Source organism: Ruminiclostridium cellobioparum subsp. termitidis CT1112 (assembly GCF_000350485.1).
Taxonomy (GTDB): Bacteria; Bacillota; Clostridia; order Acetivibrionales; family DSM-1351; genus Ruminiclostridium; species Ruminiclostridium termitidis.
This window is the reverse complement of record NZ_AORV01000026.1, coordinates 229,553-255,216: the sequence shown is the minus strand read 5'-3', so window position 1 is coordinate 255,216 and position 25,664 is coordinate 229,553. Positions and strand designations below refer to the sequence as shown.

Genomic DNA, 25,664 nt, shown 5'->3' with positions numbered 1-25,664 from the left:
GAAAACTATAAAGTATTGCATTGAGAGGTCGAGAACAAAATGGTTCTGATGTAAGAATTAATTTATATTAGGGCGAAGCGCAATTGCACAAATAGAGTAAGAATCCCATTGAAAAGCACACTATATTTATTTAGGTAATAGTTTGAATTCCCCTTAAATCAAGGGGCTATTTTTTTACCCCAAAATCCAAATACGAGAGGAGCCACTCATGAAGAAAACCCTTAAAACCAACCCCAACCCCTACTATGCAAAACAGAACATGAACCCCTGCTTGAAACGCCGTCCAACATTGCATCAACTACAGAATACTATTAACGTTAAAATGCTGACAATAAATGACTACATATATTCTGGGCAAAGAAACCGTCAGTTAAAAAAGATAGATGAGGACTTTAATACATTTTACAAATTGGTTACAAGTTTGCAGGGTTATTGAAATATTCGAGTGATATAATTAAATGACATGTAATGCATAAGGTGCAGGAGGAATACTATTGAAGAGCAAAAAGATACTGATAATTGAAGATGAAGAAGCTATCTCAGATTTGATTTCTTACTATCTTGAAAAAGAGGGTTTTATTACAAAAACTGCCGGCTGAGGTGAAGAAGGCTTATGTCTTGTGAGAGAATTCATGCCTGACCTGATCCTGCTTGATTTAATGCTTCCTGATATTGACGGCTTTGAAGTATGCAAGAAAATATCCGCGGATTATATTATACCGATTATCATACTTACGGCTAAATCGGATACCATTGATAAAATACTGGGGATGGAGCTTGGCGCGGATGATTATATAACAAAGCCGTTTGAAATCAGAGAGGTGATTGTCAGAATAAAGTCCATTTTCAGGCGGATTGAACTCATATCGGAAGCGACGGATACCGATGATTCTGATGTGCTCAAACTGGAGAAAGGGATTGAAATATACAAGCAAAAGCATTCGGTACTGAAAAATGGTGAGAGGATAGAATTTACCAATCGGGAATATGATCTGCTGCTGTTTTTGGCAAAAAATAGAGGAAATGTGATTTCGAGAACACAACTGCTGGACAAGGTTTGGGGGTACGATTTTATTGTGGATAGCAGAACGGTTGATATTCATGTGCAAAGGATAAGAAAAAAGCTGGATGAAAGCAAGGATGCTTCATTGATAGAGACTGTATTCGGAATCGGATACAAGCTTATGGATAAGGAGCCGGTATGAAGCTATCAATACAGCTGAAAATTTTGATTGCATTTTCCGTGATTATATTCATAGGACTTTCAGCACTCCTTTTTGTTTCATACAAGCTGACGGAACAAAACGATAACAGCATTATTAATGCCGACATGATTGCCACAAAAAAAAATCTTGACCAGTATTTGAAGCAGTATTTTCTGATAAATCACCTGGACTTTACAGGAGCTTCTTTGATATCTCAGGCTGAAGATATATCCGTGCAGCTGAGTTTTGCAATCGGAAGTGACGTGGATATATATAACATGAATGGAAATGAAATGTCTCATAACCCGGAGCCTGGTTATATAAGTATGAAAAATGAAGATTTAATCAACGCAATGAAAGGTAAAATCAGCTATGCTACCGTCACTAACGAAAATGGGACAAAGGTCAGCTTATCATATCCTATCCAGGTAAATAATGCAAATATTGGCATAATAAGATATACAAAGGACAACGTGACCCATGAGCTTAAAACTCCTATAACCGTGATTACCGGATATGCTCAGGCAATGAAAGAAAATGGATTTTCCGATAGGAATATGTATGATAAGGCAGTCTTTTATATTTCAGATGAAAGCAGAAGATTGAACAACATGGTGGTTGAATTATTGGAGCTTTCAGAGGTTTCTTCGACAAACTTCAAGTACTTCTTTGAAAATGCAGATATTGGCGAACTGGTAAGGCAGACCTGTGAAGAGATGCAAATAAAGGCAAAAAAGTACAATATAGATATACGCAGCAATGTACCGGAAAATCTTTTCTTAATATGTGACAGAGACCGGCTGAAGGGGGTTCTGATCAACCTGATTGATAATTCGATAAAATATGGGAATGTCAATTCTTCCATAGAGGTGAGGGCATACAGGGAAGGAAAGAAAGTTTTTATAAGAGTCAAGGATGAAGGAGAAGGTATTTCGGAAGATAATATGGAGAAGCTGTTCGAGCCTTTTTTCAGGGTATCAAAAAAAGTTTCCAGAGAATCCGGCAGTGCAGGGCTGGGTTTGACAATAGTAAAAAATATTGTCGAAAAGCATGGAGGAGTTGTCGAAGTCCAGAGCAAATTGAAAGAAGGCACTGAAGTAATCATAAGATTGGAGGACGATTTCCTATGTTGAAATTCATTGATTCAAAAAGCTTCGGAAGTTATTCTATTTTAACGGTCGTCTTATGTGCTTTCGTTTTAGGCTTTTTATGCTTGAAAATACTTATCTGAAAAGGAGTACCGTACCACACACGGTAGTTCTCGGAAAAGAGTTGTTCAATGAGGCTGTACCAGCTCAACAGATAGGGAATAAACCGTTAAATGCCGGTGATTATAAAAATGCAGGTCCAATAGAATACAAAAGGACTTCTTTTGTGTTTCAGGATAGCGGTGAGGCTAGCGTCACCGAAACCTGGATGGATCCGGTAACGCTGGAGAACAGGACTAATTATATCGTAACCTCGGTATCCGGTAAAATTGAGAAGAATTTCACTTATTACACGAATGACGGGACAAAGCACCATATCAATATATTCCGGGATGAAAACGGAAAGGCTGTCGGCGGCCAGGAATTTTATTATTCTCAGGAAAAGGCGGATACCGATGCCGGTGACCTGAGGAAATACGATACTTTTGCCGGCTGCAAAGCGATGTATGAGGATGCGTCGTTCTGGACGGACAAAGGCACTGTAACTTCCGACGGTAAAACCTTGAAGAAAATTTTATGCGGTAACGAACAGGAAGGAAATACAACCTGTTATACATAGATGAAGCCACAGGATTTCCGGTGAAAGAAGAAAGCTATGAAAGCGGAAAACTTATTTCTACAATGACCTATGAATTCAAGTATGCAGACCGTGATGAAAAACTATTTGACGCGAGTGGCGAAGGTGTGAAGTTGGAGCAGCTGGATATGAACAAGGTATCCAAAAAGCTGAAGGAAGTAACAAAAAGCCACTTAAAGAATTAAAGGGCGCTTAGGTATAAGTGTCTTTTTCATTTCAAAAGAGATATTGTTCATGGGTGGAAGCACGTAAAAAGATACAAACCGTTTACAAACCGGATACAAGTGCTGTAAATTTCGAAATAACCTGAGTTTATAATAAAAATATAAGATAAATCTTAGCAAATCTTAGCTTACCTAGCCGGCAGGTATATAAAAAGATTGTGATTACGCGAGCAGGCCGGTGCTGGAAACCGGCAATAAAATGCGGAATCAAAGCAGGGATTATCTTTAAAATGATTATTATAAAAACGAAAGGAAGTATTAAATCATGAAAAAAATAATTATTGCAACTGCCGTTGCAGCTGTTATGACTACATCAATGCGGTATATGCGGCGGCAAATGCCGACGACAAATCTGCGGCAAGTCTGCAAACACCAACCCAAACCGTTGCTTTGGATAATAAAGTTATCGGGGATAACCAAGCGACAGCGGAAATTAAAACAGTTTCTGAGGATAAGGAAAAGGAAGCAAAATTGGAATATACAAAAACCTCCTTTGTGTTTCAGGACAGCGGCGAGACTATTGTTACCGAAACCTGGATGGATCCGGTGACGCTGGAGAACAGGACTAATTATATCGTAACCTCCGCATCCGGTAAAATTGAGAAGAACTTCACTTATTACACGAATGACGGAGCAAAGCACCATATCAATATATTCCGGGATGAAAATGGAAAGGCTGTTGACGGACAGGAGTTTTATTATTCTCAGGAAAAGGCGGATACCAATGCCGAGGACTTGAAAAAATTCGATGTTTTTGCCGGGCGCAAAGTGATGTATGAGGATGCAGCGTTCTGGACGGACAAGGGTACTGTAATTTCCGACGGTAAAACCTTGAAGAAAATTTTATGCGGTAACGAACAGGAAGGAAATACAACCTGTGTATACATAGATGAAGCCACAGGATTCCCGGTGAAAGAAGAAAGCTATGAAAAAGGAAAACTTATTTCCACTATGACCTATGAATTCAAATATGCAGACCGTGATGAAAAACTGTTCGATGCGAGCGGAGAAGGTGTGAAGCTGGAGCAGCTGGATATGAGCAAGATGTCCGAAAAGCTGAAGAAAATCACGGAGAAAAATAAAGTGGATTAGTCAGCCGGTAACAGGCGGGAATGGATTTATAAAATGCGATAGGGAGGACAGTTCACAGCTTCATGTGGTTTCATGGGACTGATGGGCTGCCCTTGTTTTATGCTGTGATTTACTATTTCTTTACAAATAAGTATAGACCTATAGAAATTTGTAAGACTGTGAAGAAAAGTCTGTAAAATAAGCTTTCTATGATAAAATATAAAAACATAGAAGGCATTTTAAATGGGAAAAAGACGAGAGCCCATGAGTGAGAGCAAAAAGAACATAATCGCAAGTTAAAATAATCGACGCACCCTGCCGTCAAAGCCTTACCAGGCTCAAAGGGCAGCTTTTTGCACACTCAAGGCGTTCAGAAGTTGTAGCCCTGTTGCAACCCTAAAATCATTAATGGTTGAAAATGAGTAATAAACATTGAGCGTAAGAGCAATTTGCTTTTGTGCTCTTTTTCTTAGAGCAACTAAAAAATTTTAACAATAGGGAGGCTATTTTATGAAGAAGATTACATTTATCCCTGTCATAAACTCTTTGAAGAGTACCGGAAAATTAAGGATTGCAGCATATTGCAGGGTCAGTACCGAGTGCGAAAGCTAGAATATGAAGTCTATTTTGGAAGAGCTGTATGACGGGAATATATACCCCGATGAGCTGATTATTTCAAAAGACCACGAATACCGTCCACTAAACAAAAGAATATCCGAAATGCTGACAATGATTCCCATTAACAAAGTGCATAAAAATCTCCTCCTCGGCATCCATTATTACTGATTCTTGCCAAGAAGGAGATTCCTCACTGTTTGTCTTTATTATAAGTAGAACCCGGTTATTCTACACTTTTCAACGATTCAATCATGTCGATTTTCTTTACGGCTCTTCTTAAGAATAGATTACATACCGTGGTAACCAGGATGGTTATAATGATTGGGAACAGTATAGAATCTAGGCTCACATAAATCGGAAATACCATATTATCCAAGGTAAATGCCTTTAAAATGGTCTTGTATAGGTAAATACCCAATGGCGTACCGATGATCAGCGAAAAGATAGTTATGAAGAAATTCTCTGCGAAAATAAGATTATTTATTTTACTTATATGGTATCCCAATACCTTTAAGGTTGCCAATTCCCTGACTCTTTCGGTAATGTTGATGGCAGATATATTGTATATGGCTGCCGAGGATAGCACGATTGCACAAACAATCAGTACGATAATCATGTTATACAGATTCTGCAATCCGCTTTCCGTAAGTTTCTTCACATCATTTTTGGATTTTACTTCTTTAACATCATTTCTGCCGCTAAAGAAGCTGTAAACATCCTCTGCTTTTGACGGATCCTTTTCTTTAATCAGAAGAGTGCTTGGCGGACAGGTTACTTCTGCCTTTGACAAAAATGCCGGTGTACAATATATTTCCTGATTTAAGTACTGTACAGAAATGTTTGAAATTTTAGTTTTGAAAGATTTGCCGTTATAGGCCGGATCAATCAATTTCATATCCAGAATATCCCCAATGGATAACTTGTATTTTTCGGCAAATCTTTCGGCAATAATTACACCGTCATCATCCAGCGGCAGAAGCTTCCCTTTGTTGTCATAATTACTGATGAAATTGTTTTCCTTATTCGTGATTAATAAATTAAAATCTTTTTCATCTGCCAGGTTGGTGATTACCACACTGGTCTGGGCCAGTGTATTATAGTCGATTTGATCCCTGGGGATTTCCAGGCTTTCATCGTCTGCTATCGGGTCTTTATAAACCACTCTGAGGTCATACTTGTACACTTCGGTAAACTGTTTTTCAATCAATAACGCTCTGGAACCTTTATATCCGAAAGAAAGGATTAAAAAAGCGATGCAGCATATGACCCCTAAAGAGCTGTATATGGCTCTTTTTTTATTGATGAAAACATTTCTTAAAATAAGCTTGCTACCGTAGGAAAGCCTTGACCACAGGAATGTATTTCTTTCTATCAATGTCTTTTTTACTTTTTTCGGAGGTTTTATTCTCATTGCTTCAGCAGCTTTTTCACGCAATATGGTCCTGCATGACATGTAGGATGCCAGTATTCCGAAGACAACGGATAACAGCAGGGCAAGCAGTACATGATAATAGTATATGTGTATGGTGAAACCCGGCAGGGATATAATGGCTTTCACCTGTGCCATAAACAGTTGCGTGAAAAATACACATCCCAGGATTGATCCGATAATCCCGCCTGCCAGGCCTACAAAAATTGCATATCCGAGATAATGGCTTAAAATTATGGATTCTCTGGTTCCTAAAGCTTTCATAATGCCGATTTGAGTTCTCTGTGAGTCTATAAGCCGGGATAATGTCAAAAAGATTATCACGGCTGCAACACCGAAGAAAATGAGAGGAAGAACCTTTGAAAATTGATCCTGTTGAGCTATTTCACTGGTAAACTGCTTGTAGCTCAAGGTGGCATCCCTGTTTAATGTATATAAATAACTCAAATCCTTTGAAACCTCGGCGATGCTCCTGGTAATAGCCTTTAAGTCCGCACCGGGAGCCGCATCAATGAGGACTTCGTTGTAGTATTTTTCCCCTGTAATGCCGGCCATTGTGTCTTCTGAAACATAGGCGATTCCGTATTCCTTGTGGTTCGGAGGAAAGTCTGAAGTATCCCTGGATTTAATAGTATATTCAGAACTTTCACAGAGACCGCTGATTTTCAAACTGACATCTTCCTTGAAGGGAGTGCTTATTTTTATAGTGTCCCCAACTTTATAACTATGTTCCTTTGCATAGTCGGTGTCGAGAACAATTGACTGGAATTCTGACGGTTTATTCCCTTCGATTATGGTGATTTTATTGATAATATTATTTGCTGCAATGGAATGAAACTTCAAGGTAGTTTTTAAATCGTCGAATTTTTGATTGAAATTCATTACAAGGCGACCTTCAACGTTTTGAACTCCTATAATCTGTTTCAGCTTATCTGCATTCTCCGGTGAGATTTTTGAATAATTAGCCCATAAATCTGCCAGATTTGTGTTGGTAAAATAATTGTTGGCATAAACGTTGAGATTTTTTGCGAAAGTGGAGAATCCGACAAAGAAGAAAGCCCCTACGATAATGACTATCGTAATGGCAATAAACTGCCCTTTGTAATCTTTGATATCCCGTAATAATTTCAGAAATAATTTACTCATTACCATTCGATCTCCTTTATAGATTGCCTGTTTGGGTTAATGACAACACTTTCAATTTTTCCGCTCTTAACCTTGATAACCTTGTCGGCCATAGGGGCAATGGCTGAGTTATGCGTTATAAGGATAATACATTTTTTAGTTTCAGTATTGATGTCTTGAAGAAGGTTTAATACTGATTTACCGGTGACATAATCCAGCGCACCTGTAGGTTCGTCACAAAGCAGAAGCAATGGGTTTTTGGCTACAGCCCTGGCAATGGCAACTCTCTGCTGCTCACCGCCGGAAAGCTGTGAGGGGAAATTATTCAATCTACTGCCTAAACCAACTTTAGTCAGTACATCTTTCGGATCCAAGTGGTCTTTCGTTACCTCAACTGCAAACTCAACGTTTTCCAAAGCGGTAAGATTAGCGATTAAGTTATAAAACTGAAAAACAAAGCCGACTTTTTTACCCCGATAAGTTGTGAGTTCTTTTTCATTGAATTTGGTGATATCCTTACCTTCGACGATGATTTCTCCTGAAGTAGGGGTGTCCATCGCACCCAATATGTTAAGGATTGTACTTTTACCGGCGCCGCTGGCACCAAGGATAACAACAAATTCACCTTCGTCAATGGTAAAGTCCACACCATTTAATGCTTTTATCGACACTTCACCGACCTTATACTCTTTCGTAACGTTTTTGAATTCAATTAATTTTTTAACCATTTATTTTCCCTCACTTTAACCAAATTTTTTAAATAAAAAACTTTTTTTAGTAGAATCAAATTAACTCAATTTGCCAATTAAAATATTAAACTTTTAATCTTTGACAGTTTCATAAATGAGCTGCCTGAGTTCTTTTGGAAATTGAGTTTAATCATTGTCTTTCTTAAGAGGTAACATCATTGTTCCCCTCTGAGATTTCGGTGCAGCAGCAAAATCAGCACCAGTGTATCCTTTATCACCGAAAATCGTGTGGAATATGAACTTATCAGGCAAATCCCATGTAGTTTCTCGGTCATCAATATTGGCAGATGTAACAATATAGTCAGTTACTAAGTCTTCCAATGTGACAACCAGATGAAGCTTATATCCATATTAAGTTTCCTTTTTGATGTGCATTTGCCATCAGAACCCCATAACCACGAAATGTCTTGTGAAACCTAGCTCTGCCAAACTTGCAGGCTTGGATCGGAATACTGTATATTATTCTGTAAAGCTGCTTTGGCAGAACCGTTATACGGTTTATCTCTTTTCGTATTGTATCAATAACTGCTTGAAGTCCTCTGCGAACTCTATTGAACCTACCACGGCCACAAAGCCTTGGAAACAATTCCTTAAAGTTTTTTTTGCAATAGATATACCAAACGTTTTCAGAATAATGTTTTCAATCCACCGACGATGCTTATTGTAATGATTTCACTACCACTCAATAATGATTTTGACTTGTTTCGCCTGTTTAGAATGTGCTTTGGAATAATCTCTTTATAAATATCATCAATTATTATGTAAACAGTAATAATAAAAGTATTTAAAATCAGTAATCGTATTTATACAAATGAATATTCCGGCATATTCATTACCATTTTATCTTTAGTAGACCGTGAAAAGTTCATATGGATAAGCCGGTAATATGTGCTGGTCTTATTATATCTTGTCAAAGTTCAATTAGCACAAGAGGTTAAAATTAACAAATTTTAATGCCTGATTACTAAAATTAATTTTCTGTTTTATAAATTAAATGCAAATAAATTGTAAATATGCAAATAAGTTGTATATTTGTAACTAAATTATATATCAAACTTGAGATAAGTCAATAAAGATTTCTTCATAAACTATATAAATCTATAATAGGTAAACTATACAGATTACTGCCACACCGTTTTAATCTATACAATATTATACAATATTTTGAAATATTTTGGATAATTTATAAGAGATTTACCAATATTCTTTACAAAAATAGACATTAGTAATATAATATGGACTTAATTGGAGTATTATACAAATTATTACTTTAAAGTATAATTTGTGAAGTGGAAATATTGAAATATACTCGTTACAGCAGGAGTAGCAGTACATGACTTTTAAGAGAAGGTTTATGTATGTTTGGGGTTGTATGTAAGTAAAAGGCAAAGAAAATTGTGAGAAAGTATAATGTCGTAAAAAAAAGATTTTAGGATAATCATTGAATCAACTTTCGTACATATCTAATATGATGTGAACATTGAAAAATCAATAGTTTTGGGCGATAAAAAAGTCCAAGAAGAAAATAGGTTTACGCTAACAGTTGAAACTTTTTCAAGAAGTTTTCTATAGGCTCAATCCTGAAAGAGCCATTCAAAGTCCTTTTCAGCCTTGCTTTTTACAGGTAGGAACCTTTTCATGAATTATGCCGAAATTCCTGGGTTCCCTTTTGCAAAAGATGTAGCCTGGATATTCTTAAATTCCATGAATATCAACTGACAGAGGTTTTCTATAAAGCAGTTGCTTCTTAGCAGGGTCACTGATTATGCTGATGGAAATAAGAACAAAAGAGGCATATGCATGCTTACTCTTGGTTGGACGGATGGTAATACGTTTATCCCGTTGCTTTCAACCTCTTGAGTTCAGCTATTAGGCTCTTACCAAATCTAGCAAAAACATCAATTGACAAGAGAACTATTGGATTTAAATACTGAAAAAATGCACTGCCTTCTTCGCCGGATTCTGCCCTTGCAATGTTAAAGCAAACCGCTACTGTTGGCATAAAAGCAAAGTACGTTCTGTTTGACAGTTGGTTTTCATTTCCGATTAGAAATTTCAAGGCCGTTCGTACGATATGATGGTCGCTCATATTACTATTGTTTTTTCAAGGTACATCACGTTAGCGGTTGAAAACCGAAATAACATTGACTTATGAACTATTGGTACTTTGTTCCATTACTGCTGTAACGAGCTTGAAGATATCAAATTTCTTGATACCCTACAGTTTATAATATGGCTTTAAAAACTGCTTTACAGGAAAAAATATTTCTGACAAAAGAGACGATTAATGAGTTCCTGGACACTTTGTCTCTGCCTGATTATATCAAGGTAAAGCTATCAGCTGCTTCCTGTTAAAGTTACTTTATTGATAAAAAAATAAATTATTATAAAAGGGAGACAATGCAATGTTTTTGGAAGAAAAGAATTCAAAGGAAGATATCATAGCATTTTTGGTAAGACTGATTGAAGATATACTGGACACCGATATTCAGGATTATAGCAAACCGTTTATAGATTTGGGACTGGTATCGGTAGATGTTCCGCTATTTATGGCAAAAATATCAAAGAGATTCAATATCGAAATAGAAGTGTCTTCTATATTTGAGTACCCCGATGTCGATACATATGCAGGTTATATATTCAGTAAAGTGAATCCTGAAGAAAAGACAGCTGAAGCGATGAAGGATACCGATATCGACACTGTCGGCCATAAGGACAATGACGAAATTGCAATTGTCGGTATCAGCTGTCGTTTCCCGGGTGGGGCCAACAGTCCGGAGGAGTACTGGGATGTTCTGGTGAGCGGAAAAGGCGGCGTTACCACCATGCCTGAGGAAAGATGGGATGTTGAGAAATATTACAGTTCTGATAGAAACGAACCGGGAAAGATGTATACAAAAAAGGGCGGCTTCCTGAATGTGCCTATCGACAGATTTGATCCGCAGTTTTTCAATATGTCCCCCAAAGAGGCTACTGCACTGGACCCGCAGCAAAGACTGTTGCTGGAATTGACCTGGGAAGCCTTTGAAAATGCCGGGATCAATATCAATAAGCAATTCGGCAGCAATACCGGCGTATACCTGGGAATCGCCGGAGAAGAATATTCATTTGCCCACTATAAGTCGGGAGACTTAACAAAAATAGATGCATACTCCCTTACAGGAACAACCTTCAGTACCGCCTGTGGGAGAATATCCTATACCTTCGGATTCGAAGGACCATCCATGAGTGTTGATACGGCGTGTTCATCCTCCCTTACGGCCCTGCACATTGCATGTAAAGCCCTTGAAGGCGGAGAAATCGACTCTGCAGTGGTCGCAGGTGTCAATTTGATGGTATCCCCTGCACTTCATGTATGTTTCTCCAGAATAGAAGCTATATCCGAAGACGGGTGCAGTAAAAGCTTTGACGCTTCCGCAAACGGCTACGGCAGAGGAGAAGGTGGTGGTGTTCTCATATTAAAACGGTTGAAAGAAGCACAAAGAGACGGAGATAATATTTTAGGTGTCATCCGCGGGACTGCCTTAAACCAGGACGGCAAGAGCAACGGATTGACGGCGCCGAACGGGCTTGCCCAGGAGAAAGCCATCAGAAAGGTCTTGAAGGAAGCTGAATTGGATGGTTTGGACATTGACTATATGGAAATGCACGGGACAGGTACAAAACTGGGAGACCCCATTGAAGTAAAGGCAGTTGGCGAGACTTATTGCAAGGGAAGGGCCAAGGAAACTCCACTGAAAATCGGCTCGGTCAAAAGCAATATCGGTCATTTGGAAGCAGGGGCAGGTGTGGCAAGCATTATCAAGGTATTATTAGCCTTTAAAAATGACCTGATACCGGGAAATCTGAACTTTAAAGAACCCAACCCGTTCATACCGTGGGACAAGTACCCGATAGAAGTAGTTGATAAAAATACGACTTGGAAAAATGAAGGCAAGCCGAGACGGGTCGGCATCAACGGATTTGGATTCGGGGGTTCCAATGCCCATATTATACTGGAGGAACCGCCAAAGAAGGAACGAACAGAAAAGATTGACGAGGATCCGGTATATCTCCTGAAAGTATCGGCTAAGAGTGAAAAGTCACTGGCGGACAACATTTCAAATATGGCCGAATACATCAGGAACAACGGGCACATCCATATCAAAGATATTGTATATACAAACAACCTGTCCAAATCTGATTTTAAATACAGGTTTATTGTTTCGGGAAAATCGAGAGAAGAAATCATAAGTAGGATGGAAGCATACCTGGAAGATGAAAATAAAGAGGGGATCTCCACTAACCTCAACAAGGAGAACAATTCCCAGCAGGAACCCAAAATTGTATTTATGTTTGCCGGTCAGGGTTCTCAATACATCGGTATGGGAAAAGGATTATACAATTCCAGTCCGGTGTTCAGAACGGCTTTTGATGAATGTGATAAATTGTTCAAGCCATATATATTGAAATCCCTGGCGGAACTGGTATACAGCGATAAATACACCGGCAAGGATGTGGAGAAGACTTCAAACGCACAGCCCTTGATATTCTCTATCGAATATGCCCTTTGCAAGTTCTGGAAAAGCATAGGAGTAACCCCCGATATTGTTATGGGACACAGCATAGGCGAGTATGCTGCAGCCGTTGCAGCCGGCATCATGAATTTGAGTGATGCTGTGAAGTTGGTGGCCATCCGGGGCCGGCTCATGGATTCGGCGCCGGGACAGGGGGCCATGCTGGCACTATATGTCAAAGAAGATAAGGTAAATTCATTAATCGAAGGCTATAAGGACAAACTGTCCATTGCCGTTTATAACGCCCAGGACAACATCGTTGTGTCCGGGGAACTGGATGCGATTGAAGCCGTTGCAAAAGCGGCGGAGAGTAAACAAATAAAAGCCAGCAGGCTGCATGTATCCCATGCCTTCCACTCCCACCTGATGACTCCGATTTTGGGAGATTTCAAGGAAATAGCGGCACAGATACAGTTCAACAAGTCCTCCGGAGTGCAGTTTATTTCTACCGCCCTTGCAAGAGCAATCGGCGAAGAGGAAATTCTGGATACAGACTATTGGACAAACCATATTAAAGACACGGTTGACTTCTATCACTCTCTGGCTTTGATAAAGGACGCGGACAATACCGTGTATTTGGAAATCGGTGCCAGTAAAACACTATGTGGATTGGCCAGGCTGATATTGGGCGAGGAAAAGGTAATACTGAATTCAATGGACATGAAACGGGAGGACTGTGAACAAATCGGTCGCAGCCTGGGTGAGTTGTATACCCTTGGGGTTGATATCATTTGGGACAATTTCCGGACAAGCAGGGATACCACCTACAATCGGATTTCATTGCCGACTTATTCCTTCGACCGGAAATCCTATTGGATGCGGCCGATGTGTTCCCATGACGACAAGCTGCCTGACAATGTGAAACAGGATTATCACCCGGTGATCGGACAAAGGATCAGTACACCGTACTTAAAGGACAGCGTCATCTATCAAAGCACATTTACTGCGAAAAATCCCTATTTCATGCAGGAGCATGTCATCTTTGACACGGCAATCTCTCCCGCTGCCGCCCATATGGCCATGCTGATATCCATTGCCCAGGACTTCCATCATCCATCTGCGGTAAGTATTGAAAATGTTGAATTCCATTCGCCGCTGATGGCATCTGCGGGAGATGAGAGGACGGTACAATTCTTCCTGGAGAACACAAACACAGATGAAATGAAGTTCCAAATCGTAAGCAAGGAAAGTAATTCGGAAAATGAAAACTGGATTAAGCATTGTCTAGGAAATATCAATGAGACCGAAGGCAAAGGGAAGGAAAAACCGGTTTCCATTAATGGATTGCAAAATATGTTCCCCGAAGAAACGTCCGGCTTTAATATCTACAAGGTTATGAGCAAGTTCGGATTTAAACTGGGTGAAGGCTTCACAAGAATTGAAAGGGTGTGGAAGGGTAAAGACGGCGTCGGGGTTTGCTTTCTTAAGCCGAAAAATGATATTCCCGGTCTTGCATCCTATACCATCTACCCGGGAGTCATCGATTCTATCTTCCAGACGGTGTTTGCAGTATCCGAGCTGAGCAGAAAGATGGATTCGGAGGATGGAAACTACTCACTGAAAACCACCATTCCCATTTCCATGGGAAGATTGAAATACTATTACAGGGATGCCAAGAGCTACTGGTGCTATGTCAAAGTGGACAATTCACAAAAAGAGGGCGTTAAAGGGGATATTATCGTTTATAACGAAAAGGGTGAGCTTGTTTGTGAAGTGGAAAGGATCATGGCAAAACTGACCGACCGGAACAGCCTGTTGAAGGAATTGAACAACAGCGGCAGTCATTTACTTTATAATATCGATTGGATAGAACAGCCTTCAGGCAACAAAAAAAGTGAATTCAAAAGTAATGAAAAGCTCATCGTTTTCGTCGGTAAAGGACAGACCGGCCGGGCCATTTGTGAGAAACTGGGACAGCAGGGTGCGGCTCCCGTCAGTGTAGTCCCCGGTGAAAAATATGCGGAACTTGAAAAGGATGCCTACTCGGTTTCCTATACAGAGAAATCGGATTTGAATAAATTGATGAAAGAAATTACCGCCAGGTACGGCAAAGAAAAGCTTCATATTATATATGTTGCAGCGTCGGATACGGAAGAGATAAACAATGTCACTGCAGAAAGACTCTTTGTGAAAGAGAAGACGGACTGTAGTGGGTTGTTATACCTCGTACAGGCCATATCGGAATTGCAGTACGTGAATAAAACCAGGCTGAGGGTAATCACGAACAATGTCCATGGATTGGGCGGAGCTTCTGTCTCAGTTTACCAGTCAACCTTATGGGGCTTCTCCCAAGTCATCAGGCTTGAGTACAATCCATTGTGGGCAGGAATCATTGATTTTGACATCCATGCCATGGATGAAACTATGGACGCCTTGCTAAGGGAGATAAAAACAAACGGTGAGAAGCAGGTTTGCCTTGCTGCCAATAACAAGCGGTATGTTTCACGGCTGGTGAAATACTCAAAGGCTGCAGAGAAGAATGAAAAGCTCAACATATCCGTAAAATCGGATGCCACCTATATCATCACCGGTGGTACCGGCAGCATAGGAATGGTCTACGCAGAGTACCTGATAGAAAAAGGAGCGCGGAATTTGGTGCTGTTAAGCAGGAGGAGGCCCGCCGGAAACGTTTCAGATAAGCTCAATGCCTGGAATAATAAAGGTGCCAATGTCATAGTACGGCAGGCTGATGTCAGTAAGGAAGCAGAGCTTCAGGCCCTGGTGAAGGAAGTAAATGAAACCATGCCAGGGATCAAAGGTGTCGTTCATACTGCCGGAATATTAGAGGACAGAATGATACAGGAACTGAGCTGGGAGGGCTTTGAAAAGCTGTTTGCCGGCAAGGTTAAGGGAACCTTTAACTTGCATCATGCATTGAAGGATAGTGCATTGGACTTCTTCGTCATGGCATCCTCCATTGCGTCGGTGGTAGGGAATATGGGACAGGCGAACTATGCCGCTGCAAATTATTTCATGGATGTTTTTGCCAAATACAGGAGAAGCCTGAACCTGCCTGCCATGTCGGTATGCTGGGGACCATGGGCTGCAATCGGAATGGCATCCCGGAATGAAGAAAATATCAAAAGAATAGAGAAAAGGGGAATTTACAGTATCTCTACCGAAACAGCTGTGAAAATGATTGACAGACTCCTTACCGAAGACAGTTCATCGGTAGTCGTTGCTGACATGAACTGGAAGCTGTTTAACGACCAGACGGATGTAAAGGAAATAACCGAATTCCTATCCGAGCTGATTAGTCTGGATGACGTATCAGCTGTGAAGAAAGGAAAATCAGAAGGTGACATTAATATTTTAGCCCATCTAAATACATTAAAGCCCAAGGAACGATACGACTACCTGCTGAACAGCCTGCAACGCATGTCGGCCCAGATCATGGGGTTTGGCGATGCGAATCTTGTATCTCTGGATAAGGCGCTGACCGAGCAGGGAGCAGACTCGCTGATGATATTCTCTATGAGAAACAAGATAAACAAAATGGTGAGTAAGGAACCGGATATATCGGTATTCTTTAACTACCCGACATTAAGGAAACTAAACGAGTACCTGTTGACCGAGGGGATATCCTTTGAACATGATGGTGAAGCAAAAGAGGAGGAACTCGAGACGACAGACGATCTTTTATCCGAAATAAGTTCTCTGATTGACTAGGAAGCGGGGGAGAGTATATATGGAACAGGAAATTAACAAATACAAGGCTGCGTTAAAGAAAGCCGCTAAGAAAATTGAAGAACTGTCGAATAAAATAAATGAAAACGAAATCAACGAGGATATAGCTGTTATCGGTTATGGCTGCCGTTTCCCCGGAGGGGCGAATGATCCCGGGAAGTTCTGGGATATCCTGGTCAATGGTGTTGATACGGTGACAGAGATTGATAAAAGCAGGTTTGATTTTGAAAAGTATTACAGCGACGATACCGATGAAGTGGGCAAGATGAACACCAACGCAGGGGCATTTCTCAATGTACCTGTGGATGAATTTGATAACAGGCATTTTGAAATTTCCCCGCTGGAAGCAAGTGCCATGGACCCCCAGCAAAGATTGCTGCTGGAAGTCAGCTGGGAGGCTATGGAGAATGCGGGCTTGAATATAAAAAAATTACAGGGCAGCGATACGGGGATATTTGTAGGGGTAAATTCCAGTGACTACTTCAGGGCCCACATGTATTCCGGGGACACGAAAAAAATAAACTCCTATTCTGTTACTGGTATCACCTTTGGCGCTGCCTGCGGCAGGTTGTCCTACTTCTATGATTTCAAGGGGCCAGCAGTCACTTTTGATACCGCCTGCTCCTCTTCGCTGGTTGCCCTGAAAGCAGCAATGGAAAGCCTGAAAAAGAATGAATGCTCTATCGCCCTGTTGGGCGGGGTTAATTTGTTGTTAAGCCCCGAGTCTTTTATCGGCCTTTCAAAGATACACGGATTATCAAAGGATGGAAGATGCAGGGCCTTTGACGAGAGTGCGGACGGGTTCGGAAGAGGCGAGGGCTGCGGCGTTATCGTGTTAAAGAAAATGTCCCGTGCCAGAGCGGACGGTGATGTCATCAGTGCTGTCATAAAAGGGGTATTTGTGGGCCAGGACGGCAGAACAAACGGCATTGCCGCTCCCAATGGAAGCGCGCAGAAAAATGTTATCAAGCGGGCTATGGAACAAGCCTGCATATCGGCAGACGATATTGATTACGTGGAAACACATGGAACTGGTACCCCGCTGGGGGATTCAATCGAAGCCCAGGTGCTGGGGGATATTTTTAAAGACAAGAAGAATCCATTGTTGATAGGCGCGGTAAAAACAAACGTTGCCCATCTGGAAGCGGCTTCGGGAATGGCCGGGTTGATAAAGATAATCCTGTCCCTGGAGCACAATCAAATTCCGCCGAGTATTCATCTGAATAATAAAAACCCTAATATTAACTGGAGTCATATAGAGGTTGTAACCAAGCCTGTGGCATGGAAGCGGGGAGAAAAAGTAAGAAGGGCAGGCATCAGTTCCTTCGGTTTCACAGGGACATTGGCCCATGCCATTATTGAGGAGGCGCCTTTGGACAAACTGGAGGAGGAAGTCCATGAGCTGTCTTACCATCTCATGACGCTGTCCGCCAAAAGCAAAGAGGCCTTAAAAAATACCATAAATAATATGAAGGATTATCTGCGCAAATCCGGTAATTCCATCAATGACATATGCTATTCATCCAATGTTTACAAGAGTCATATGGATTACCGCCTCGCTGTGTCAGGAAAAAGCAGAGAGGATATTTTAAGTAAACTGGAGGATGATGAAAACCTCCAGGAGAATTTCTCCTGCAATGCTTTTAGGATGAATAACATAGTCTTTTTATTTACAGGCCAGGGATCTATTTATAGGAATATAGGGAAAGAATATTATGAAAGCTCCCCTGTCTTTAAAAAGGCGTTGGACGTATGTGACCAAAAATTCCGCGAGATATTAAACATATCTATTTTAGACGCCGTCTACGGGGAGGATGATAACGTCTTGCAGAAGGCGGTTTACTCTCAGCCTGTTATATTCTCAATAGAATACGCATTGACCAGGATATGGGATTCCCTAGGGATCAAAGCAATGTCCGTGGTCGGCCACAGCATCGGGGAATATGCAGCTGCATGCTATGCGGGCGTATTGAACCTGGACGACGCCATTAAAATGATTGCATATCGCGGACAAATTATGGATTCCGTCAATATAGACGGAAAAATGGCCGGGGTACTTACCTGTGCAGAAACGGTAAGAGAGGCCATCCGGGAGAGCGGATGCCAAAATGTTTTCATAGCTGCCGTTAATGCGCCGCAGAATGTCACTATCTCCGGACTGGGAGAAGAAGTGGACAGGGTCATTGAGAAAATCCAGGAAAAGCAAAGGGTATTCGTCGATAAGTTAAATATAACTCACCCCTTCCATTCTGTGCTGATGAAAGAATACTGCGTCGGGTATTATGAAAAGATCAAGGATATCCAATATTCGAAAGGCAAGGTTGACATCATCTCCTCCATCACCGGGGATTTGAAGGATGAAAGGACCTTCGGGGATGTAAACTACTGGACCAACCACCTGTGTAATACCGTTGATTTCTATAAGGCAATAGAAACAGCCAAAGAATATGGCGGCAATATATTTATAGAAATTGGCGGAGATGCAACCCTGTGCGGGTTGGCCAACCAGTGCCTTTTGGACGGAGAAGAGCTGTTCCTGCCGTCCTTAAGAAAAGGGGGAAACGGGTACAAGCAGCTTTTCGACTCCGTGAGACTGCTTTATTTGAACGGAGTAGAGATCCAATGGAGATCCTTCTATGAGCATTATAAAAGGGAAAAGGTGGACCTCCCCACCTATGCCTTTAACAGGAAAAGCTTCTGGATGGATCTGAACAGCGATATTGTCAACGACGCCACGGGCGAAGCCGCCGTGAGCAGCGCGATGAGTAAAGCCACAGTGGCCAGGGTTCTGGAATTTCGGCCCGGGGCTATTCATGAGAAAAACAAGTACGAGCCTGTAGTTCTCAACAAGCCCAAAAAGTCTTCCCATATCATCAGGGATGAGAAGACCATAGAAGCGGATATAAAGAATATTGTCAATATAATAACGGGTTTGGTTGTCGATGAAATCAACAGCCACGATAATTTATTCACACTGGGCTTTGACTCCCTGTTGTTGTTAAACTTTAAAAAGAGGATAGACACCAAGTACAATACTAATATTTCTTTGAATGATTTCTTTTTAAAGTTAAATACCGTAGAGGCCATTGCCGGGTATATCTACCAGCATATGCCCGAAACCGCTGAGACGCTTGTGGAGCAGGTACAGGAGGCGCTGCCGGATATGGGGATGTTTAACCACTATGGGAATACTCCCTATTTTGCAAATATCGAAGACCAGATTAATAGCATGCATGCCCAGTTGGAATACATCTTGGATATGAGCAGAAATGAGGTGGCCGGGAATAAAGCAGGAAGTAATGCTTACATAAGAAGTGAATTCCCTAAAACCAATAACGCAGCCATGATATTTGAAAAAGATTTCTTGACCGCCAAACAAAGGAAATTCCTGGACGATTTTATCCTGCAATATAACACCAAAACCAGGAACTCCAAGGAATATGTATCTAAGTATAAGCCGGTATTTTCGGATTGGATTAATTCCCTGAATTTCAGGACAACGATAAAGGAACTGATTTATCCCATCGTGTCCAAAAGCTCACAGGGGGCAAGGTTCTGGGATATCGATGGCAATGAGTACATCGATCTGGCCATGGGCTATGGCGTACATTACTTCGGGCACAATCCTCAATTCGTAACTGATGCCATCATGGATCAGCTGGGTAAGGGCTTTGAGCTGGGGCCCCAGTGCGAGTTGGCGGGAAAGGTCGCCGAACTGATTAGTGAATTAACCGGAGTGGAAAGGGTCGCCTTCTGCAATACCGGGTCTGAAGCGGTTATGGTGGCGCTGAGAATAGCCAGGGCAAGTAGGGGAAAAGAGAAGATCGTGAAATTCTCAGGATCTTACCATGGGGCCTTTGACGGGATTTTGACCAACACCGACGAAGAAGGACCTTATCCTACATCCCCGGGTACTACCTATGGAATGGTGAAGGATACCGTAAGCCTGCTGTATGGCTCAAAGGAGTCATTGGAGTATATCAGGGAAAATAAAGAGGATATTGCCGCTATATTGGTAGAGCCGGTACAAAGCAGGCGCCCCGGCTTCTATCCGAAGGAATTCCTTAAGGAATTAAGGGCTCTGACGGAAGAGACGGGCATTATATTGATTTTCGATGAAATGGTTAATGGGTTCAGGATACAGGTCGGAGGAGCCCAGGCTTATTTCGGAATAAAGGCGGATATCGTCACCTATGGAAAGATCCTCGGCGGAGGACTCCCAATAGGCGTCGTAGCAGGTAAAAAGGAATACATCGATACCATCGATGGTGGAAGCTGGTCCTTTGGGGATGATTCCAGGCCGGAAAAAGAGACCATCATTTTTGCCGGGACTTTCTGCAAGAATCCGCTCAGCATGGCGGCAGCCTACGCGGCCCTGTCCTATATGAAGGAAAAAGGGGACGTACTGCAGCAGGGCGTAAATGCAAAAACAAAGTTCTTCACCGAAGAAGTCAACGCGTTTTTTGAGAGCGAAAATGTACCTGTGAGGGTAAGGTACTTCGGATCGCAATTTAAGTTCGAGTCCTTTGGCAAGTATGATCTGTCCCTTTTCCCCATAGAAATGGAGTTGTTCTTCTATCTGCTGAATGCCAAAGGGGTATATACCTGGGAAAGAAGAACCTGCTGTTTCTGTACTGAAATTACCGATGACGATGTTAAAACGGTCATAGACAAGATCAAAGAAAGCATTTATGAATTAAGACAGGGCGGGTTTGAGTTTTCAGATAAAACCAGAGCGGATAATAAGGTAGTACCCATGTCTATCAACCAGAAAAGGCTCTTTTCGACCATACTGATTAATGAAGGCGATCCCTACAATATTATAGGGGCACTGGAGATTACGGGTGCAATCAACGTCGGGAAGTTGGAAGCTGTCCTGCAAAAAATAATAGAAAGGCATGAAAGCCTGAGAACGACATTATACATCAAGGATGACCGGTTTGTACAGGAAGTAAAAGACAGCATAGACTTTAAGATTGACATCATCCAAAAGGAAAGCTCAAAAGATCTGGATGAGCTGATTGAGGAGACAATCTGCTGGTTTGACCTGTTCCAGGGGCCCTTGATAAAAGTCACACTGATTCGTGTTTCACCGGGCAGGGCAATATTATTGTTTGACTTCCACCATACCATTGCCGACGGGCGGTCACTGGATATTTTTGGACAGGAACTGATAACGCTGTATTCGGGCCGAGAGCTAGGGCCCATTCATAACCAGTATTCCGATTATGTGCTGTGGGAGGAAAAATTCTTGGCGTCCGACGAAATAAAAGAATCGGAAGGTTATTGGTTGAAAAAGCTATCAGGAGAAGTGGCAAAGCTGAATCTTCCTTTGGATCGGAACTCCGGTACAATGGGCAGCATTGCAGGGGATACCGTCAGGATGACTATAGGAGAAGGCCTGGTCAACGACCTGAAGCAGTTTTCAAAGAAGTCAGGCGCATCCCTGTTCATGGTTCTGGTAGCGTCCTTTAATGTACTGCTTCACAAGCTGTCGGGAACCGAAGATATCGTCATCGGGACCCCGGTTACGAACAGGGGGAATGGTACTTTTGACAGCAACATCGGCATGTTTACCAATACAATCGTGTTGAGGAACCGGCTTTCGGAGGATAAGAGCTTCAAGGGATTCCTAGATGAAGTAAGGCAAAGCTCCTTAGAGGCCTACGCCCACATGAATTATCCCTTTAACTTTCTTATCAACCGCCTGAATGCCGACAGCAAAGGCGGCAGGAATACGCTGATAGACGCAATGTTTGTCTATGAGAATATTGATAAGAGAGTATTTAAGATTGATAATGTAGAGATAAAGACCTATGAGTATAAGTCTAAAATAGCCGAGTTCGGCTTTACAATGGAGATACTGGAAGAAAACGGCGTATTTAATATCAACCTTACCTATAAGACAGATATTTTGAACCGGGACAGTATCTCAAGATGGGGAGAATATTACAGGACAATTCTGGAAAGTATCGTGAAGGACAGCAGCATATCCATAGCGGATATCCAACTCATGACCGAGTATGACAGGCAGAAAATCCTTTGTGACTTTAATGATACCAAAACAGACTATCCCAAGGGGAAAACCATCGGTGAGTTGTTCCAGGAGCAGGCAAAGAAAACTCCGGATAAAACGGCGGTTGTATTTGGAGATAAGAGACTGATCTACAGTGAATTAAATAAGAAAGCGAACCAGCTTGCAAGGGTGCTGAGGAATACAGGCGTAGGGCCCGGCACTATCGTAGGACTCATGGTGGAACGTTCTCTTGAGATGATTGTAGGCATCATGGGTATATTGAAGGCAGGAGGGGCTTACCTGCCTATCGACCTTGAATATCCTGCGGACAGAATAAAGTATATGCTGGAAGACAGCGGTGCCAGGATAATGTTGATCCAGAGCAGCCTGGCCGGAAGAGTAACATGTGAAATAAGAACCATAGCCATTGACGATGCAAGCTTATATAAAGGAAACTGTGATGACGTAGACAAAGCCGGCAGTTCGGAAAATCTTGCCTATATTATTTACACCTCTGGCTCAACAGGTAAACCGAAGGGGACATTGATAAGTCATTACAGCGTAACCAGGGTTGTCAGGGCAACCAACTATATCGATATTGCTGAAACCGATGTTCTGCTGCAGCTATCAAGCTATTTATTTGACGGATCCGTTTTTGATATCTACGGTGCCCTGCTCAATGGAGCGACCCTTGTGATACCGGATAAGTACAGTATTTTAGAGGTTGAGAAACTGGGGTCTTTGATTGAGAAGGAAAAAATAAGCATATTTTTCACAACGACCGCGTTGTTCAACTCATTAGTGGATATCAGTATAAAATCCTTGCAAAATATCCGGAAAGTAATATTCGGCGGAGAGCGGGTATCCTTCAAGCATGTCAAAAAAGCACTGGAGATTTTGGGCCCCGGTAAAATCATACACGTATACGGGCCAACAGAGTGTACGGTTTTTGCAACATACTATCCGGTGGATCATATCGACGAAAGGGATGTAACCATTCCTATCGGAAAACCCATATCCAATACAGAACTGTATGTAGTAGGTAAAAACAATCAATTACAGCCCATTGGTCTACCGGGTGAATTGTGCATAGCAGGAGATGGACTGGCCGTAGGGTACTTAAATAGAAAAGACCTGAACGAAGAAAAGTTTGTAAACAATCCCTTCGAAACGGGCAGTATCATGTACCGGACCGGAGATTTAGTCAAGTGGCTGCCGGATGGGAATATCGAATTTATCGATAGAATCGATCAGCAGGTCAAAATAAGAGGATTCAGGATAGAACTTGGTGAGATCGAAAGTGCCTTGCTAACAATCAGCGGCATCAGCGAAGCTACCGTATTGGTAAAGGAAAGGGAAGGAAACAAGTATTTATGCGCCTGTTATGTGACGGACAATGAATATAGCGTGGAATTCATAAAGGAAAAATTAAAGAAATTCTTACCCGGTTTTATGATCCCGTCCTACTTTATAAGAGTGGAGAAAATGCCCCTGAATATCAACGGCAAGATTGATAAAAAGAAGCTTATGGAGATAGGCGGGGACATCAGCACGGCAGTAGAATATGAGCTCCCCAGAAACACCATGGAGGAAAAGCTGGTCGAGATATGGAAGGACATCCTTGGCCTGGATAAGGTGGGCATTAACGACAACTTCTTTGAAATAGGGGGCCATTCCTTAAATGCAGCCATATTAACCGGCAGAATTCATAAGGCACTGAATGTCCGTGTATCCATTAAGGATTTGTTCAGGGCTGAAACCATCAAAGTACTGGGTGCATATATCCAGGAAAATGATAAAGTAGCCTACCGGGAAATAGAAAAGATAGAGAAAAGAGAATACTACCCCGTTTCAGCTGCACAGAAACGGATGTATACGTCGCAGCAAAAGGAGAACGGAACTGCCTACAATATGTCAAAAGCCATAGAGGTTTTAGGCGAATTGGACGTAAACAAGCTGGAAAAGACGATGAAGCAGCTCATAGAGCGGCACGAGTCCTTAAGGACAAGCTTTGACATTGCCGACCAGGAGATCGTACAAAGAGTTCATGAAGCTGAAGAAGTAGATTCCAGTGTTGAAACCATCATAGTAAACAATGAGCAGGAAGTCCCGCAAAAAATAGAAGGCTTCATCCGGCTCTTTGACTTAGAAACTGCACCGTTAATGCGGGTAGGTGTAATAAAGTTGGAAGACCGGAGAAATATCATCGTATTCGACATCCATCACATTATTGCAGATGGTATTTCGGTGTCTATACTGACCAAAGAATTCAGCGCATTATACACTGACAGGGAGTTGGAGGATCTCAAAGTCCAGTATAAGGATTATTCCTCCTGGCAGTTAAAAAAGCTGGAGAGCATTGAGATCAAAAAACAAGAGGATTTCTGGCTCAAGGAGTTCAGTGGTAAGCTGCCCAAAGCCAAGCTGCCTACCGATTATCCAAGTCCCGCCAAACGGGATTTCAGGGGAGACACGGTAACCTTCAAACTGGACAGGGAGATTACGGAGAAGCTGAAAAAGATTGGACAGAAAATCAGTGCCACATTGTATATGATTCTGCTGGCTGAATTGAATATTTTATTGTCGAAGTATTGCCAGGAGGAAGACATCGTCGTGGGGACACCCATTGCCGGAAGGACCCACAGAGATCTGGAAAATGTCATCGGGATGTTTGTGAATACACTGGCCATAAGAAGCAATGTAAATAAGGAACTGAGCTTCGAAGAATACCTGGAGGCTGTAAAAGAAAAGACCCTGCTTGCCTTTGACAACCAGGAGTACCAGTTTGAAGAATTGGTTCAAAAGGTAGCTGCCAATAGTGATATAAGTAAAAACCCATTATTTGATGTTATGTTTGCGGTTCAAAATGTAACCGAGGAACAAATTGAAATGGGGACATTAACTGTCCGTTCCTATCCCTTCGCCGAAAAGACAGAAAAGTTCAATTTGACCATAGAGTGCTGGGAAAGGGATGAAGGATTAACCGTGAATGTGAGCTATGCAACCTCCCTGTATAAACGGGAAACCATAGAAAAAATCATTGAATACTACCGGTACATCATCACTTTAACATCAGGTGATACAGGTATCACTATTGAAAATATCAACCTGATTACAAAGGATGAGCTGGCGAACTTTTATCGGAACTCAGATTTGAACGACTTAAACAAAGAAGATTTGGAGTTTACTTTTTAACAGT

Annotated in this window: 11 protein-coding genes and 2 pseudogenes; 10 read left to right on the top strand and 3 right to left on the bottom strand. The window is 41.7% G+C overall.

Translation table 11 applies throughout. The annotated features are described in order from the left end of the window. Positions 1-208: 208 nt before the first annotated feature. The 8 genes and pseudogenes from CTER_RS08350 to CTER_RS28240 all read left to right on the top strand — a co-directional run bounded on the left by CTER_RS08350 (position 209) and on the right by CTER_RS28240 (position 5,071). Complete coding sequence (locus CTER_RS08350) at positions 209-436, top strand: hypothetical protein (protein WP_004624729.1); 228 nt, start codon at positions 209-211, stop codon at positions 434-436. Positions 437-611: 175 nt separating this feature from the next. Continuing rightward, positions 612-824, top strand: a pseudogene (locus tag CTER_RS29140) (response regulator); the annotation flags it as partial. Beyond that, positions 822-1,205, top strand: coding sequence for a winged helix-turn-helix domain-containing protein (locus tag CTER_RS29135; RefSeq protein ID WP_341349516.1), 384 nt, complete (start codon positions 822-824; stop codon positions 1,203-1,205). The pseudogene CTER_RS29140 and the gene CTER_RS29135, both read left to right, overlap by 3 nt. Beyond that, positions 1,202-2,338, top strand: coding sequence for a sensor histidine kinase (locus CTER_RS26850; RefSeq protein WP_004624907.1), 1,137 nt, complete (start codon positions 1,202-1,204; stop codon positions 2,336-2,338). The genes CTER_RS29135 and CTER_RS26850 overlap by 4 nt, the downstream gene beginning before the upstream one ends. A 76-nt stretch (positions 2,339-2,414) precedes the next feature. Beyond that, positions 2,415-2,972: a hypothetical protein gene (locus CTER_RS08335; RefSeq protein WP_004624817.1), complete on the top strand. Its 558-nt coding sequence runs from the start codon at positions 2,415-2,417 to the stop codon at positions 2,970-2,972. Between the two features lie 20 nt (positions 2,973-2,992). Next, positions 2,993-3,175 carry a hypothetical protein gene (locus CTER_RS08330; RefSeq protein WP_004624796.1) on the top strand — a complete coding sequence of 61 codons (183 nt, stop codon included), beginning with the start codon at positions 2,993-2,995 and terminating at the stop codon, positions 3,173-3,175. A 510-nt stretch (positions 3,176-3,685) separates the two neighbouring features. Beyond that, positions 3,686-4,306 carry a hypothetical protein gene (locus CTER_RS08325; RefSeq protein WP_131469396.1) on the top strand — a complete coding sequence of 207 codons (621 nt, stop codon included), beginning with the start codon at positions 3,686-3,688 and terminating at the stop codon, positions 4,304-4,306. A gap of 594 nt (positions 4,307-4,900) precedes the next feature. Next, entirely contained in the window at positions 4,901-5,071 is a 171-nt protein-coding gene (locus tag CTER_RS28240; RefSeq protein ID WP_165585950.1) for a DUF6809 family protein, read from the top strand. Between the two features lie 55 nt (positions 5,072-5,126). Here CTER_RS28240 and CTER_RS08320 read toward each other — a convergent pair whose 3' ends face one another. The 3 genes and pseudogenes from CTER_RS08320 to CTER_RS26845 all read right to left on the bottom strand — a co-directional run. Continuing rightward, on the bottom strand, positions 5,127-7,478 hold the full coding sequence (locus CTER_RS08320) for an ABC transporter permease (RefSeq protein WP_040760621.1): 2,352 nt from the start codon (positions 7,476-7,478) through the stop codon (positions 5,127-5,129). Then, positions 7,478-8,185 (bottom strand): ABC transporter ATP-binding protein, encoded by a 708-nt coding sequence (locus CTER_RS08315; RefSeq protein WP_004624841.1) that lies wholly within the window; start codon positions 8,183-8,185, stop codon positions 7,478-7,480. The genes CTER_RS08320 and CTER_RS08315 overlap by 1 nt, the downstream gene beginning before the upstream one ends. Before the next feature lie 147 nt (positions 8,186-8,332). Further along, a pseudogene (locus CTER_RS26845) lies at positions 8,333-8,545 on the bottom strand (transposase); the annotation flags it as partial. Between the two features lie 2,066 nt (positions 8,546-10,611). On the opposite strand from CTER_RS26845, the gene CTER_RS08305 reads away from it, so the two are divergent. Both CTER_RS08305 and CTER_RS26840 read left to right on the top strand, forming a co-directional pair. Continuing rightward, the gene (locus tag CTER_RS08305) at positions 10,612-16,431 is read left to right on the top strand and encodes a type I polyketide synthase (protein WP_004624954.1); all 5,820 of its coding nucleotides are present in this window, start codon (positions 10,612-10,614) and stop codon (positions 16,429-16,431) included. 19 nt (positions 16,432-16,450) lie between these two features. After that, complete coding sequence (locus tag CTER_RS26840; RefSeq protein ID WP_004624976.1) at positions 16,451-25,660, top strand: hybrid non-ribosomal peptide synthetase/type I polyketide synthase; 9,210 nt, start codon at positions 16,451-16,453, stop codon at positions 25,658-25,660. Positions 25,661-25,664: the final 4 nt, after the last annotated feature.

Coding starts and splice junctions, on each gene's coding strand:
- CTER_RS28240 (WP_165585950.1), top strand. CDS start 4,901: ATGAAGTCTATTTTGGAAGAGCTGTATGACGGGAATATATACCCCGAT.
- CTER_RS26840 (WP_004624976.1), top strand. CDS start 16,451: ATGGAACAGGAAATTAACAAATACAAGGCTGCGTTAAAGAAAGCCGCT.
- CTER_RS08350 (WP_004624729.1), top strand. CDS start 209: ATGAAGAAAACCCTTAAAACCAACCCCAACCCCTACTATGCAAAACAG.
- CTER_RS08320 (WP_040760621.1), bottom strand. CDS start 7,478: ATGAGTAAATTATTTCTGAAATTATTACGGGATATCAAAGATTACAAA.
- CTER_RS26850 (WP_004624907.1), top strand. CDS start 1,202: ATGAAGCTATCAATACAGCTGAAAATTTTGATTGCATTTTCCGTGATT.
- CTER_RS08315 (WP_004624841.1), bottom strand. CDS start 8,185: ATGGTTAAAAAATTAATTGAATTCAAAAACGTTACGAAAGAGTATAAG.
- CTER_RS08335 (WP_004624817.1), top strand. CDS start 2,415: ATGCTTGAAAATACTTATCTGAAAAGGAGTACCGTACCACACACGGTA.
- CTER_RS08305 (WP_004624954.1), top strand. CDS start 10,612: ATGTTTTTGGAAGAAAAGAATTCAAAGGAAGATATCATAGCATTTTTG.